Below are 13,744 nucleotides of genomic sequence, written 5' to 3' on the forward strand. Positions count from 1 at the left end.
TTTTTTCTGGGCGGACCACACCTAGAGCACGAAGCGGGCGTGGCTGCCGGTCGGGTCCCCGTCCACCTCCAGACGGGCGTCAATCCTTTCCTTCAGTTCCGGAACATGGGAGATGATGCCGATCATCCTGCCCATCTTCTGCAGGTCGATGAGGCAGCTGATGGCCTGGTCCAGGGATTCCGGGTCCAGGGTTCCGAATCCTTCGTCGATGAACATGGTGTCCAGCTGGACCCCCCCGGCGTAGGACTGGACCACGTCCGAAAGGCCAAGGGCCATGGCCAAGGACGCCTTGAAGGTCTCCCCGCCGGAAAGGGTGCGGACCGGACGGGCCCTTCCCGTGTATTCGTCGAAGACCTCCAGGTCCAGTCCCGCCTGTTTCCGTTTGTCCTCCACCGCATCCGCCCTGCGGAGCTGATAGCGGTTCCCCGTCATCTTCGAGAGCCGGAGGTTGGCCGCTTCCACGATGTCCGCCAGCAAGGCCGCCAGCACATAGCGTTCGAAGGTGATGTTCTTCTGGTTACGGCCGTTGGCGACTGCGGCCAGCCTGCCCACCACCCCGTAGGACTCTTCCAGGGTCTCCAGGGACCGGCGGATTTCAAGCAGCTCCTCCCTGGTCTTCGTGTTGTCCTCCAGGCGCCCCCTGGTCTGCCCCAGGGATGTCTGGAGGCTGTCCCTTCGCTCCTCCAGAAGCCGGATGGCGCTGTCGAAACCCTCCAGGGGAATGGGTGCCGCCCCTTGTATTTCCCTGCTGCTGTCCGCCAGGGACTGGTTCAGACGGATGCCCGTGGTCTGATGGTTCCTGATCTCCTCCTCCAGGCGCTCCATGGCTTCCGGCTCCATGGCCGCGGCCCGGTAGGCTTCCACCCCGGGAAACCCCTTTTCCTCCAGCGCTTCCTTGAACTTCCTCTCCCCTTCTTCCAGGGTCCTTGCCAGGGAGGCCAAGGTTTCCTCCAGCGCCCCCAGGGACGCCTGGAGTCCTGTCGCGGTCTCCTTCTCCTTGTCCCGCAGGTGTTCCAGCTCCACCAGATGCTCCTCCTCCTTGCGGACCGTCTCTTCCAGTGTTCCGATTTCCTGCAGGAGTGGGCCCTTCTCCCTCCATTGGACGGGCACATCCTGTTCCAGGGCGTCCTTTTGTCCCTGCAGCAGGTTCCAGTCCCCCAGAAGCCGCTTCTCCTCCTCTGCGGCCTGCCTGGACTCCCGCTCCCAGCTGGCCTTCCTCTCTCCCATCCCCTTGATGTCCAGGTCCAGCTTCTTGCGGAGCTCCACCTGGGCCAAGAGGGTCTTGCCGGCCTGCTCCAGTCCCTGGAGGGCAGCGGACCTGGACTTCTGCTCCTCCGCCAGCCAGGTCCTGGTCCGTCCGGTGAATTCCGGTCCCAGTTCCTCCAGGAGGGCCAAGCCCTGGGCCAGGAAGGTTTCCCTTTCGGCCTTCAGGTCCCTGCGGGCGTCCAAGGCCGCCTGGTGCCGCTGCTGCGCCTTTGCACGAAGCTCCTCTCCCGCTTCCAGGTCCGAGGCCTCCACAATCCTGGAAACCGCCTGGGCGGGCGCCGGATGCTCCAGGGACCCGCAGACGGGACAGGGCATGCCGGAGGCAAGCTCCTTGGCCAACAGCGCAGCCTGGTTCAAGTGGTAGTCCCTTTGCAGCGCCTGCAGGTTCCTTGCCGCCTCCTGCCAGTCCTTTTCCAGGACCCGGACCCGGGCCTGGGCCGCCTCCAGGGGCTTCTCCCTGCCTGCGGCCTCCTCCAGCTGCAGGAGGGCTTTGGCCAGCAGGTTCAGCCGGTCCTTCCCTTCCTTGTAGGCTTCCCGGGTCCGCATCAGGGCTTCGTCCGCCCCGTCCAAGGTTTCCCTTTGGGCCAGGGCCTTGTCCAGAGCCAGCCCTTCCTCCTTCCGCTGTTCCTCTTCCAGCAACTGCCGTTTCCGGAGAGCCTCCAGCTTCCCGTCCAGCAGTTCCAGCTTTTCCCTTAGGGCTTCCAGCTTCCCGGCCTTCTCCACCATGCTCCGCAGGTTCTGGAGAAGGCTCTTCCTGTCCTCCCGCTTCCTTGCCTGCTCCGGGCTCTTGGCCTTTTGCACCCCTTCTTCCGCTTCCTCCAAGGACTTTCTGGCGCTCTCCCATGCGGTCCTGGTCCGGTCCAGAGCGGTCGCCTTTCCGTCCCGCTCCCTTGCCCGCTCCAGGAGGGCCTCCTCCAGAGGCCTGACCTGCCAGGCTTTCCTTCCCAGGTCCAGCACCTCTTCCCTTCTCCGGTTCCCTTCCGCTCCCTCCAGATGGGCCTTGAGGCTTTCCTCCAGGATGCGGTGCCGGGCGATCTTCTCGTTCATGGCCTGGGCTCCGGCCCTTGCCTCCAGCTCCCTGGTCCGTTTCCTTTCCAGTGCCTGGACCTCCCCCTGGAGGACGCCCAGCGCCTGGCTGTCCTCCCCGAGCAGGCGGTCCAATTCCTCCAGGATGGCTGCCATGTTCTTGTCCGACAGCTCCAGCATCCGGGCAAGGGGATGCTCCCCGTCAGGGACCTTGATCTTGTCCAGGACATAGGACCGCCTCTCCTTGATTCCATCCAGTTCGTTTGCGGTCTTCTTCCGCTCCTCCTCCAGCTGCCTCTGGACCATCCCGTAGAGCTCCGTGTCGAACAGCTTGTTCAGGACCTGCTCCCGGTCCTTGCTGGAGGCGGTGAGGAGCTTGCGGAATTCCCCCTGGGGGATCATCATGATTTGCTTGAACTGTTGTGCGTTCAATCCGATGACCTCCTCCACCTTGGCGTTTACTTCGGAAATCCCCACCACCACCCTGGCGGGAGCTTCCTCCCCCTCCAGCAGCACCAGCTCCGCTGTGGGCGCCTGCTCCGTGAAACCCTCCCCCCGGGTCTTTTTCTTTGTCTGCCGGGGGACCCGCTCCACCCGGTAGGTCTTCCCCCGGAGGGAGAACTCCAGGGTCACTTTGGTCAAGTCCCCTTCCCGGGCGAAGTGGCTCCGCAGACCCTCCGCGGTCCGCAGGTCCCCGCTGGATTCCCCGTAGAGGGCGTAGCTGATGGCGTCGAAGATGGTGGTCTTGCCGGCGCCTGTGGGGCCGGTGACCAGAAAAAGTCGGCGGTCCGACAATTCCGTGAAATCGATGGTCTGCACCTTGGCATAAGGACCGAAGGCGGACATTTCCAAACGCAGGGGTCTCATAGGACACCTCCCTTCTCCACATCCCGCAACACATCTTTCAGCAGTTCTTCCTGGACCGCTTCCATCGCTTCCCCCTCCACCTGTCCGTAGAACTGCCGGAAGATGTCCAGAGGGGCCTTGGCGGCGTAGTCCCGCTCCACCAGAGCCATCTCCCCGCTTCCAACCTGGGTCCGCATTCCCCGCTCCAGCTTCAGGATGTTGGGGTACACCGACCGGAGGGTGGCCATGGGTTCATGCAGCTCCCCTTCGTCCGTCAGCACCGCCATGATGAAATCCTGGCAATTCTGGGCCTCATAGACATCCTTTCGGACCAGGTTTGCCAGCTCTCCCCGGATGACACGCATGTCCCTGGGGGGCGGGAAGACGACGGATTCCAGCTCCACCCCGCCTTCCCCGTCCAGTTCCACCTCCAGCATCCCTTTGGGCTGCTCCGCCTCGGAGAAGGAGTACTTCATCAGGGATCCCGCATACCGGATCCTGTCCCTTCCCGCCTTCTGGGGCCGGTGGAGATGTCCCAGCGCCACATAGTGGAACCCATCGAAATGGGCCCTGTCCACCGTTTCCGTGCCACCGATGGAGAGGGGCCTCTCCGATTCCGAGGCCGCAAGCTCCAGGCCGCCCACGAACCCGTGGGCGATGCAGACGTTCCGGACGTTCCTGTCCATCCGGGGCCGGATCCTTTCCATCACCGCCCGGAAGACGTCGTCGTGGGTCCGGATGGTCTCGTCCCCGTAGAGGACCCTGGCCTCCGCCGGATCCGCATAGGGGATGGGATAGAAATGCACCGGACCATGGCCATCCTCCAACACCACCGGTTTCCCCACCTGCTCCAGCCGGTTGTGGATGTGCAGGCCCTGCCGCTGGAGGATCCCTCCCGCAAAGCCCAGCCTCTCCCCGCTGTCGTGGTTCCCGGAGATGGCGATCACGGGAATCTTCCTCTCCAGGACGATTTCCGTAAGCACCCGGTCCAGGAGCTCCACCGCCTCCACGGGAGGGATGGTCCGGTCGTAGATGTCCCCTGCGAGCAGGACCACATCCGGCCGCTTCTCCCTGAGATGGGCCGTGAACTGTTCCAGGACCTGTTCCTGGTCTCGGGTCATATGCATGCCATGGACCAGCTTTCCTATATGCCAGTCCCCTGTATGGATCATCTTCATAATATGATCGCGCCTCCTATGTATGTGCGGATGTCCAGTTCCGTCAGCTTCGGATGGCTTTCCTTCAATCCCCTCCACAACAGCTCCTTGTAGCGGTTCCCCGGAGGCACGCAAGGGTGGGGACTTGCGCTGGTGAAGGTCCTTATGGGATAGCCCTCCAGTTCCCCCAGGTCCACTACCTGATCGTACCATCCGTGGTCCGCGTTCATCTGCAGGCGGACCCCCTCGAACTGTTCCGGCGTGATCAGATACGCCCTGGCCAGGGTGCTTCCCCTGTCCTCAAATCTCAAATCCAGGAATGCCACCCCTCCGTCTTCCCAGAATTCCGACCGGTTCCCGAAATACATGGGATAACCGATGGTGTAGGGCCTGGCCTCCAGGGGCGGGCTCTGGTTGAGGCACCCCGGATACATCCGGTCGCTGTGCCGGCAATACCCCCCCTTCAGGAAAACCGCCATCCGCTCCCGCAACAAACAGCCTCCATACGCCGCATACCATACCAATTCCTTCGCCATATCAACTCTCCCTCATCTCCATTTTTTCTCCACTATTCCTGCAGACCCTTTGGATGCAGGACGTTCCCCTCCTGGTCGAGGATGGTGGTCCCTTCCTCTCCCCATTTGTACCTGGAGGTTCCCGCCTCTTCCCCACCGGCATCGTATGCGTGGACCCTATGCCTGTACAACAGCCCATAGCTGTCCACGGCCTCCACAAGGAAAACAAAGCTTTGCCCCTGTCCCAGCTCCATCTCCAGCTCCACCTGCCTGCCCAGGAACTCCGTGGGGTCCACCGTCTCCCTGCCGGTCTCCCTTCCGTCCACCTCCTGGACCAGGGCAAGGGACCGCACCCCATTCCCTGCCCCGCCGGTGATGGAAAGGTGGAGGTTCCCCTCCAGCAGGTACTTGCCTCCCTTGGATCCCGTGGTCGAGGCGTGCTCCATACCTCCGTTGAACTGCAGGAGGAACTTCTCCTTCAGGGAAAGATGCGCCTCCACCGTCTCGCTCCGGAAACTTTCCCCCTCCCGGAGGACCACCTGGATGTCCACGGTCTCGAACACCGGCACCTCCACCGTCCCCGTAAAAACAGTGCCCGACCGGACCATGGGGCTGCGGGCCTCCCCCGCCTGAAGGAAGGCTTCCATCCCTTCCGAATATTCCTTGGGGACCGCCTCTACGGTGGCAGGTACGGTGTACCCCGCCGGATCCAGCTCTCCGAAGGTGGTCCGGCTGCTGTCCAGCAGGCTGGCCTCCTCCCGGAGCATCCGCTCCACATTCCCATAGATTCCGGAGACGCTCCCGTCCAGTCCGACCACCAGGTTCTGCACCTGCTGGAAGCGGTTGCCCATCTCCTGTTGCAGGCTGGAGAGCCTTGCCAGTGTGAACAGCTGCAGGACCACCAGTCCGACCAAAAGGACAGTATGTTTCTTCTCCATCCGTACCTCCTTTTTCCTATGCCAAAAAGGGCCCATGCCTTTTGCGACACGTGCCCTGGGAAGGGTTGCCTTCGGATCGAACGGGTCTCTCTTTTCTGTCCATGCGCTTACCCTCATACCCCTGCTGCAATTTACGTTTTTTGCTCCCTATCAAGTAATATACGTCAAAAAAACTTGATTTCCTCTTTTATTCGAAAAAAAGCCGCCAAAAATCGACGGCTTTTGAATCCTATACGATTCTGGTGCCATGGACCTGGGTGGCGCCCGTCCTGGCGATGATTTCCCTGTAGTTGTGCCTGTCCACACCCCCACCTGGTAGAATCTGCATTCGTCCGGCCGCCGCCTCCACCAGCGCCTTCAACGTGTCCCTCCCATCCATGGCGGAGGTCTTGGATCCCTTGGTCAGGATCCTGTCCACCCCCAATCCGATGAGGGTTTCCATTGCGGCTAGCGGGTCCTCCAGTTCGTCGAAGGCCATATGGAAAACCACTTCCATGGGCTTGGCTGCGGATATCAGGCGCTTCATGTCCTCCCGGCTGATCTTTCCTTCCTGGTCCAGGATGCCGAAAGCCACCCCCTCTGCTCCTGCCTCCTTCGCCTCCAAGATATCCATCTCCATGATTTCCCGCTCCTCCGGGGTGTAGACGAAGCCGCCCCCCCGGGGGCGGATCATGACGACCACCGGAATCTTCAAGCGGCTTTTCGCCATGCGGATGGTTCCCTTGCTGGGGGTCGTCCCTCCCTCCTGGAGGCCGGCACAAAGCTCGATGCGGTCCGCTCCGGCTTCCTGGGCCTTCTCGGCCTCCCTCCAGCTTCCTACACACGCTTCCCTGATGCACATCCCTTATGCCCTCTCCTTTCCCAAAACCTCCAAAACAGCCTCCGCAGTGTCCTGCTCCAGAATCCTCTCCACCTGGTCGGCGGCTTTCCGGGTGTGGATTTCCGAAAGCCGCCTTCTCGTGCCGGGAATCCGGGTGGGACTGATGCTGAACTCGTCCAACCCCATGCCGGCAAGCACCCCCAACAATCCAGGATCCTCCGCTGCGGCGCCGCACATGCCCACCGTAATACCCGCCTGGTGTCCGTTCCTGATGGCTGTACCGACCAGGCGCAGCACCGATGGGTGGTAATGGGAGTACAGGTGGGAGACCTTGGGGTTCATGCGGTCCGCCGCCAGGGTATACTGGACCAGGTCGTTGGTCCCGATGCTGAAAAAATCCACTTCCCTGGCCAGGATGTCGGAACAGAGGGCCGCAGCAGGAACCTCGATCATGATTCCCAGGGGAATCCCTTTCCGAAAGGGGATTCCTTCTTCTTGCAGGGCAGCCTCCACTTCCGACAGGACCGTCTTCACCTGCCGCACCTCCTCCGCGGAAGCCACCATGGGAACCAGGATTTTCAGGTTCCCATGGCAGGAAGCACGCAACAGGGCACGCAACTGGACCTTGAAGACTTCCGGGTTCTTTAGGCAATACCGCACCGCGCGGCAGCCCAGGAAGGGGTTCTCTTCCCTCTCCATGCCCAGACAGGCGACCTCCTTGTCTCCGCCGATGTCCATGGTCCGGACCACCACCGGCCTGTCCCCCATGCCTTCCAGCACTTTCCTGTAGGCTTGGTACTGGACCTCCTCGCTGGGAGGCGTGGTCCCTTCCATGTACAGGAATTCACTGCGGAACAGGCCGATTCCGTCGGCTCCGTTGGCCAGTACTTGCTCCAGGTCCTGGGGGGAGGCGATGTTTGCGGCAATCTCCAGCCGCTTTCCATCTTTTGTGCGGGTGGGCCTGCCCGTCCATTCCCTGTCTTTCCTGGCCTCTTCCTCCAACACCCGGGCGGCCTCCGCATAGCGTCTTCTGGTCTCCCTGTCCGGCATCCGGATGAGGCGCCCGCCTGCACCGTCCACGATGGCCTCCTCCCCTTGGACCAGGCTTTCGAAGAACGCAGCTCCGATTCCCGCTACCATGGGAATTCCCAATGTTCTGGCGATGATGGCGGTGTGGGAGGTCTTCCCTCCCTGCACGGTTGCGATTCCTTTGACCTTTTCCGGGTCCAAAAGGGCGGCGTCGGAAGGGGCCAGGTCCCAGGCCACCACCACCGTGTCCCGTTCCATGACCGCAAGGTCCGCAGCAGGGCGCCCCTGTAGGATCCGCACCAGCCGGTTCCCGATGTCCAGAATGTCCGCCGCCCTTTCCTGGAAATAGGGGTTTTCCATGCGCTGGAATTCTCCTGCCGTCTCCTCCGCCGCAACATGGACCGCATAGGCCCCGTCCCAGCCGCTCCCAAGGATGCCTTCCCGCATCCTCTCCGTCCACAACGGGTCTTCCAGAATCATCCTGTGGGCGGCGAACACGGCCGCCTTTTCTTCCCCCAGACGTCCCCTCCCTTCCCTGTGCAGGCTTTCCAGTTCCCATCCCGCCTGGGTCAGGGCCTTCTCCAGACGCTGGAGCTCCTCATCCGGATTAACACAGGGGACCTTCTCCGGAACCTTGCCGGGAAGCAGCACCAGGAGGTTTCCCTTGCCGATTCCCGGGGACACGCCGATTGCCTCGACCCTGCTTTCCCTCATTCCTCGATCCCCTCGATGATGGATTTCAGCAGGTTCTCCGTGCGCAGGCCGCCTTCCCCCTCCGCAGCGATGGCGATCCGGTCCCCTTGGGCAAGTCCGAGGCCCATGATGTTCAGGATGGATTTGGCGTTGCAGCGGATCCCCTCCTTTATCAAGACCACCTCTCCTCCATGCCGTACCGCCTGTTCCACCACCATTCCCGCAGGCCTTGCGTGCAGGCCGTTCTTGCTTCTTACCACTGCTTCTACCATGTCTTCCTCCCTTTTCCCATTTCCATTCTACTTCAGTTCGATTTCCGCTGCGACTTCCGGCGTCGGTCCCCCATGAACCTTGAGGCCCTTCACCAGGTGCATGTTGGTGACGACCACAGGCGTGATGGATTCTTTCCCCCGGAGCCTCAGCACTTCGAGGTCCACCTCCATGACCGGGGTTCCCGCCTGCACTTCCTGTCCGGGTTCCGCAAGACGTCTGAATCCTTCCCCCTTCAGTTCCACCGTGTCGATACCTATGTGCACCAGAATTTCCAACCCCTTCTCCGCAAGGATGCCGAAAGCGTGGTTGGTGGGGAATATCTGGACGATCCTTCCTGCAACCGGGGCCTTCACCGTTCCGTCCACCGGCTTCACCGCATAGCCGTCCCCCAGCATCTTCTCGGAAAAAGCCTGGTCAGGCACCTCCGTGATGGGGACGACTTCCCCTTCCATGACCGGAAGGAGGTTGACTGTCTTCTTCTTGAACAAACCCAACATCTTCATCATCCTTTCTTGTCTGCGCCGCTTTGGGGGCGGCCGTCTGGTATTCTTCCCCAATCTGCTGCAGGTCCAAAAGGGACGCCGCCGCCAGGTCGATGATGGCCGTGGCGTTGGGGTGCAGCTGCAGCACCGAGGCCGGAACTTCCGGGGTGATGTTCCCGTTCAGCATCTTCTCGATGGCTTCGGCCTTTTCCTTCCCGCTGGCCAGAAGCACGATCTGCCTGGACTGCATGATGGTCTTTATTCCCATGCTGATGGCTCTCCTGGGTACATCCCCGATTTCCTTGAAAAAACGGGCGTTATCCCGAATCGTTTGCTCGTCCAATTGCACCACATGGGTCCTTGCCTCGAACTTCAAGTCCGGCTCGTTGAAACCGATGTGCCCGTTCCTTCCGATGCCCAGGACCTGCAAGTCGATGCCTCCATAGGCGGCGATCCTCTTGTCGTATCCCTTGCATTCAGCCTCCACATCCTTGGATATGCCCGAGGGGATGAAGGTGTTCTCGGGCCGGATGTCCACCCGGGAGAACAGCTCTTGCTCCATGAAATGGCTGTAGCTCTGGGGATGGTCCGGTTCCAATCCGATGTACTCGTCCAGGTTGAAGGAGACCACCTTGTCGAAGGAAATCATTCCCTGGTTGCAGAAAGCCACCAGCTCCCTGTACAGTCCCAGGGGCGTGGAGCCTGTGGCCAGCCCCAGGACGCTGTCTGGCTTGTTCAGCAGCTGGGCCACGAAGAGGTGGGCAGCCTTCCTGCTCATCTCCTCAAAATCCTTTACAATGATGATGTTCATGTCCGCTCCTCCCTGCTGTGGGCCTTCCTGCCTTGGATGTAAACTTCCCGGACCTGCAGGTCCCTGTCCAGGAACACCAGGTCCGCGTCCTTTCCAGGAGCGATGCTGCCCTTCCTGCCGTCGATCCCCAGTTTTCGGGCAGGATTCAGGCTCAGCATCCGTACGATTTCCTCCAGATGGAACCCTGTGTGCCTGCGCATGTTCCCAAGCGCCGTGTCCGTCCGCAAGACGCTGCCCGCCAGGGTACCGTCCTCCAGCCTGCAGGCACCGTCCCGGACATGGACCGTTTGGCCCCCCAGGTCATAGGTCCCCTCCCCCAGGAAAGCCGCCCGCATGGCGTCGGTCACCAAAAGGACCTTGTCCACGGTCTTCAGGCGGATGAACGCTTCCAGGAATCCGGGATGCACATGGATGCCGTCTGCAATCACTTCCACAGTGAAAGGCTTTGCCAGGGCCGCCCCCACAACGCCTGGTTTCCGGTGGTGCAGTCCCGTCATGGCGTTGAAGCAGTGGGTGATGTGCCGCACCCCCTCTTCATAGGCCGCAAGGGCGGTCTCATAGCTGCTCCCCGAATGGCCGATGGAAAGGACCGCACCCTTTCCGGCCATGGACCGGATGAACCGGAACCCTTCGTCCATCTCCGGTGCCAGGGTGATCATCCGGAGGATGTCCAGCCAATCTCCGACCCACTCCATGGAGGGTTTCTGGAGGAAGGCCCCATCCTGGGCCCCCTTGTACTCCGGGTTCAGGAAGGGTCCCTCCAGGTGGACCCCCAGCACCTGTGCGCCCAGGAACTCCCTTTCCTGCCTGTCCATGAAGCTCCGGACATTGCCCAGGGCAGCCAGGATTTCCTCCTGGGCCTTGGTCATGGTCGTGGCAAGATAGGCGGTTGTTCCCGAGGAGGGGAGGATTCCGGAGATGGCCTCCAATGCCTGGGGGGTACCGTCCATGACGTCATGGCCTCCCGCTCCGTGGATGTGGGTGTCGATGAAACCCGGGACCACGTGCCCCTGGAAGGTCAGGACTTCCCCTTCCAACCGCATGGCCTCTTCCGGATCCAGGATCCCCTCCACCCGGTCGGAAAAGACCAGGGCCTTGTCCTCCAGGATGTGGTCCTCCAGGACCAGGGAAGCCCCCACCACGATCTTTCTTTTGTTCATGGTCCGCCTCCTTCTCACTTGAGCTTCTTCATTTCTTCGGCGATGAGTTCCGCATGGGTTCCCACCACAATCTGCATGTTCCTGTTGTTCGGCTTGATGATGCCTGCAGCTCCCAAAGCCTTCACGGCGGCCTCGTCCACGCGGCTGTTGTCCTTCAGGGTGAGCCGGAGCCGGGTGATGCAGGAATCCACATCCACGATGTTGTCCAAACCACCGATGGCATCAAAGTAGGCCTTGGCCACCGCGGCAACACCTTTTTCCCCCACCACTCCTTCGCTTTTTTCCGCTGTTTCGTCCATCCTGCCCGGTGTGGGGATGTTGAACCTGCGTATTACGAAGCTGAACACCAGATAATAGACCACACCGAACGCCAACCCCAGGGGAACAAGCAACAGGCCGTTGGTTGCCAGGTGCATGTTCAGCAGGAAGTCCACCAGGCCTGCGGAGAAGCCGAAGCCATGGAGGACCCCCAACAGCTGGGCCAGAGCCAGGGAGGTTCCGGAGAGCAGCGCATGGACCAGGTACAGTCCGGGGGCTGTGTAAACGAAGAGGAATTCGATGGGCTCCGTGATGCCCGTCAGGAAGGAGGTGAAGGCGATGGAGAGCAGCATGCCTCCCACAGCCTTCCTGTTTTCCTTCTTGGCCGCGTGGTACATGGCCAGGCAGGCCGCAGGCAGGCCGAACATCATCACTGGATAGAAGCCCGCCATATAGACACCTGCGGCGGGATCCCCTGCGAAGTAGCGCCACAGGTCTCCCTTCACGATTTCTCCTGCAGCGTTGGTGAAGGAACCGAAAGTGAACCAGAAGATGGAGTTGAGCACGTGGTGCAGTCCCACGGGAATCAGCATCCTGTTGCCGAAGCCGAAGAAGAAGGTCCCCAGGGCACCGCCTTCAATGGCTGCATTCCCCAATGTGTCGATGCCGTTTTGGATTGCGGGCCAAACCAGTCCGAACAACACGCCCGTTATGACCGCCGCAAAGGAGGTGACGATGGGAACGAAGCGTTTCCCGCCGAAGAACCCCAAGAACTCGGGCAGCTTGATGTTGTTGTACTTGTTGTAGAGGGTGCCTGCGATGACGCCCATGACCATCCCCACCATGACCCCTGTATTGATGTTCGGGTCGATGACCTCGTATACGTTCTTGGCCACCAGCACACCCACCGCCCCCGCCAAGGCTGCAGAACCATGGTTGTCCTTTGCCAGTCCCAGGGCGACCCCGATGCCGAAGAGCAGATACAGGTTGTCGAAGATGGCCGCCCCCGCACGGAGCATGATGTCCGCCACCATGCCCTCGATGCCGGGCACGCCGGCTCCCAGACGCAGCAGGATTGCCGCCGCAGGCATGACCGCGATGGGTAGCATCAGTGCCTTGCCGACCTTCTGCAATTTGCCGAAAAAGTTTGTCATAATTTCCCTCCTGATTTCTTGCTTGTGGTTTGCGTGTTTCTCTATCATTCTACGGCCGGGTTTTGGCCGATGGAATCTGTCCTATGGCGGAATCTTGAGACCATCCGACAAAAAAGGCATAAATCAACAACCCCCTTCGGTTTGTCGACTTATGCCTGATCGGATCAGTAACACGTCAATGATTCCCTATATTCCTTTTCAAACGCTCGATGTGGATGGCCATGTAGCCGACCTCGTCTTCGGGAATCTCCACCCCGATGGTATCCTTGATCTTTTCCTTCAGTTTTTCCGCTGTTCCGAAGCTTTCCCGCAGGTCCCTCTTCAGCGCTTCCAGCAGGGGATTCTTCACCTGCCGTCCTGCAGCGGCCCTCTCCACAGCTCCCCGCAGGTGGTGCACCAGACGGCTGTAGGACAGGTCCTTCTCCAGGACGCATCCCAGTTCCTGCTCCAGCACCTCCACCAGTTCCTTTACAAGCCTGGTGTGCCCCACCGCTTCCCGGACCTCCTTCTGCTGCCTTGCCGCGTTCAGGTGGAGTGCGATGAAGCCTACCTCATCGTCCACAATCCGGATGCCCGTGTTCTTCCGGATCATATCCTGGGCTTTCAGCCCCATCTCGTATTCTTCAGGATAGAGGATCCTGATTTCATCCAGGAAGGGATTGTGGATCTCCATTCCCGACCGGATCCGTTCCAGGGCGAACCCGATGTGGTCCGTGAGAACGATGTGCACCCGCTGGTTCAGGGGCCCCAGCGTCCTGTCCGCTTCCAGGATGATTTCCGCACAGAGGGCCAGAACCTGCTCCTCCATCTGCTCCACCAGTTCCAGATATTCCCCTTTCCATTTTCCGTCGTAGGTGAGGAAGGATTTCTCGACCACCTCCGGAGAAAAGCGCTCCATGGTTCCAGGCCTTCTTCCGAAGCCGATCCCCTTTCCCACCAGCACCGCTTCCCGGTGGCTGTCCGGGTTCCGGGCCAGAATCACGTTGTTGTTGAACACCCGAAGGATTTCATAATTGTAGTCCACTGGTCTCTCCTGTAAATCGTACGAACGCAACAAAGGCATGAACAAAAAGGATATCCTATGAATATCTTTTTGGTTCATGCCTGATTCAACAGTAACACGCCTTATGCCTAAAATATACTCCCGGGGATGTCCTTTGTCAAGGGGTAATTTCATTTTTCTTCCCGGCCCTCTGATTCACATATGATAATGTCCTATTGTAACGCAAATGATTATGTCCCACTTCCGGTCATGGTGTACAATGAACCTCATGCGACAAAATACAATACATCGAGGTGGCCGCTATCAGAAAGGT

General features: G+C 60.5%; 11 protein-coding genes and 1 pseudogene. All 12 read right to left on the reverse strand.

The genetic code is table 11. The features are described from left to right. Positions 1-21: 21 nt before the first annotated feature. Entirely contained in the window at positions 22-3,159 is a 3,138-nt protein-coding gene (locus tag GXN74_RS14755; protein WP_162370985.1) for an AAA family ATPase, read from the reverse strand. Next, entirely contained in the window at positions 3,156-4,316 is a 1,161-nt protein-coding gene (locus tag GXN74_RS10970) for an exonuclease SbcCD subunit D (protein ID WP_162370986.1), read from the reverse strand. Before GXN74_RS10970 ends, GXN74_RS14755 begins: the two co-directional genes overlap by 4 nt. After that, the gene (locus tag GXN74_RS10975; protein WP_162370987.1) at positions 4,313-4,831 is read right to left on the reverse strand and encodes a hypothetical protein; all 519 of its coding nucleotides are present in this window, start codon (positions 4,829-4,831) and stop codon (positions 4,313-4,315) included. Before GXN74_RS10975 ends, GXN74_RS10970 begins: the two co-directional genes overlap by 4 nt. A 32-nt stretch (positions 4,832-4,863) precedes the next feature. Beyond that, positions 4,864-5,748, reverse strand: coding sequence for a hypothetical protein (locus GXN74_RS10980; protein WP_162370988.1), 885 nt, complete (start codon positions 5,746-5,748; stop codon positions 4,864-4,866). Positions 5,749-5,977: 229 nt separating this feature from the next. Then, positions 5,978-6,589 (reverse strand): copper homeostasis protein CutC, encoded by a 612-nt coding sequence (locus GXN74_RS10985; RefSeq protein WP_162370989.1) that lies wholly within the window; start codon positions 6,587-6,589, stop codon positions 5,978-5,980. A gap of 3 nt (positions 6,590-6,592) precedes the next feature. Then, positions 6,593-8,311 carry a phosphoenolpyruvate--protein phosphotransferase gene (ptsP, locus tag GXN74_RS10990; protein ID WP_162370990.1) on the reverse strand — a complete coding sequence of 573 codons (1,719 nt, stop codon included), beginning with the start codon at positions 8,309-8,311 and terminating at the stop codon, positions 6,593-6,595. Next, on the reverse strand, positions 8,308-8,562 hold the full coding sequence (locus GXN74_RS10995) for an HPr family phosphocarrier protein (protein ID WP_162370991.1): 255 nt from the start codon (positions 8,560-8,562) through the stop codon (positions 8,308-8,310). The genes ptsP and GXN74_RS10995 overlap by 4 nt, the downstream gene beginning before the upstream one ends. A 27-nt stretch (positions 8,563-8,589) precedes the next feature. Then, the gene (locus GXN74_RS11000) at positions 8,590-9,060 is read right to left on the reverse strand and encodes a PTS sugar transporter subunit IIA (protein WP_246208689.1); all 471 of its coding nucleotides are present in this window, start codon (positions 9,058-9,060) and stop codon (positions 8,590-8,592) included. 73 nt (positions 9,061-9,133) lie between these two features. Further along, a pseudogene (nagB, locus tag GXN74_RS11005) lies at positions 9,134-9,856 on the reverse strand (glucosamine-6-phosphate deaminase); the annotation flags it as partial. Beyond that, the gene (nagA, locus tag GXN74_RS11010; protein ID WP_162370993.1) at positions 9,853-11,016 is read right to left on the reverse strand and encodes an N-acetylglucosamine-6-phosphate deacetylase; all 1,164 of its coding nucleotides are present in this window, start codon (positions 11,014-11,016) and stop codon (positions 9,853-9,855) included. The gene nagA and the pseudogene nagB, both read right to left, overlap by 4 nt. A gap of 14 nt (positions 11,017-11,030) precedes the next feature. After that, positions 11,031-12,428: an N-acetylglucosamine-specific PTS transporter subunit IIBC gene (gene nagE / locus GXN74_RS11015; protein WP_162370994.1), complete on the reverse strand. Its 1,398-nt coding sequence runs from the start codon at positions 12,426-12,428 to the stop codon at positions 11,031-11,033. Positions 12,429-12,603: 175 nt separating this feature from the next. Next, complete coding sequence (locus GXN74_RS11020; protein WP_162370995.1) at positions 12,604-13,452, reverse strand: PRD domain-containing protein; 849 nt, start codon at positions 13,450-13,452, stop codon at positions 12,604-12,606. Positions 13,453-13,744: the final 292 nt, after the last annotated feature.

This window comes from Anaerotalea alkaliphila, assembly GCF_010179735.1.
GTDB lineage: Bacteria > Bacillota > Clostridia > Lachnospirales > Vallitaleaceae > Anaerotalea > Anaerotalea alkaliphila.

Excerpts from the sequence above, each read along its gene's own strand:
- GXN74_RS14755 (WP_162370985.1), bottom strand. The coding sequence starts at position 3,159 with ATGAGACCCCTGCGTTTGGAAATGTCCGCCTTCGGTCCTTATGCCAAG.
- GXN74_RS10970 (WP_162370986.1), bottom strand. The coding sequence starts at position 4,316 with ATGAAGATGATCCATACAGGGGACTGGCATATAGGAAAGCTGGTCCAT.
- GXN74_RS10975 (WP_162370987.1), bottom strand. The coding sequence starts at position 4,831 with ATGGCGAAGGAATTGGTATGGTATGCGGCGTATGGAGGCTGTTTGTTG.
- GXN74_RS10980 (WP_162370988.1), bottom strand. The coding sequence starts at position 5,748 with ATGGAGAAGAAACATACTGTCCTTTTGGTCGGACTGGTGGTCCTGCAG.
- GXN74_RS10985 (WP_162370989.1), bottom strand. The coding sequence starts at position 6,589 with ATGTGCATCAGGGAAGCGTGTGTAGGAAGCTGGAGGGAGGCCGAGAAG.
- ptsP (WP_162370990.1), bottom strand. The coding sequence starts at position 8,311 with ATGAGGGAAAGCAGGGTCGAGGCAATCGGCGTGTCCCCGGGAATCGGC.
- GXN74_RS10995 (WP_162370991.1), bottom strand. The coding sequence starts at position 8,562 with ATGGTAGAAGCAGTGGTAAGAAGCAAGAACGGCCTGCACGCAAGGCCT.
- GXN74_RS11000 (WP_246208689.1), bottom strand. The coding sequence starts at position 9,060 with ATGTTGGGTTTGTTCAAGAAGAAGACAGTCAACCTCCTTCCGGTCATG.
- nagA (WP_162370993.1), bottom strand. The coding sequence starts at position 11,016 with ATGAACAAAAGAAAGATCGTGGTGGGGGCTTCCCTGGTCCTGGAGGAC.
- nagE (WP_162370994.1), bottom strand. The coding sequence starts at position 12,428 with ATGACAAACTTTTTCGGCAAATTGCAGAAGGTCGGCAAGGCACTGATG.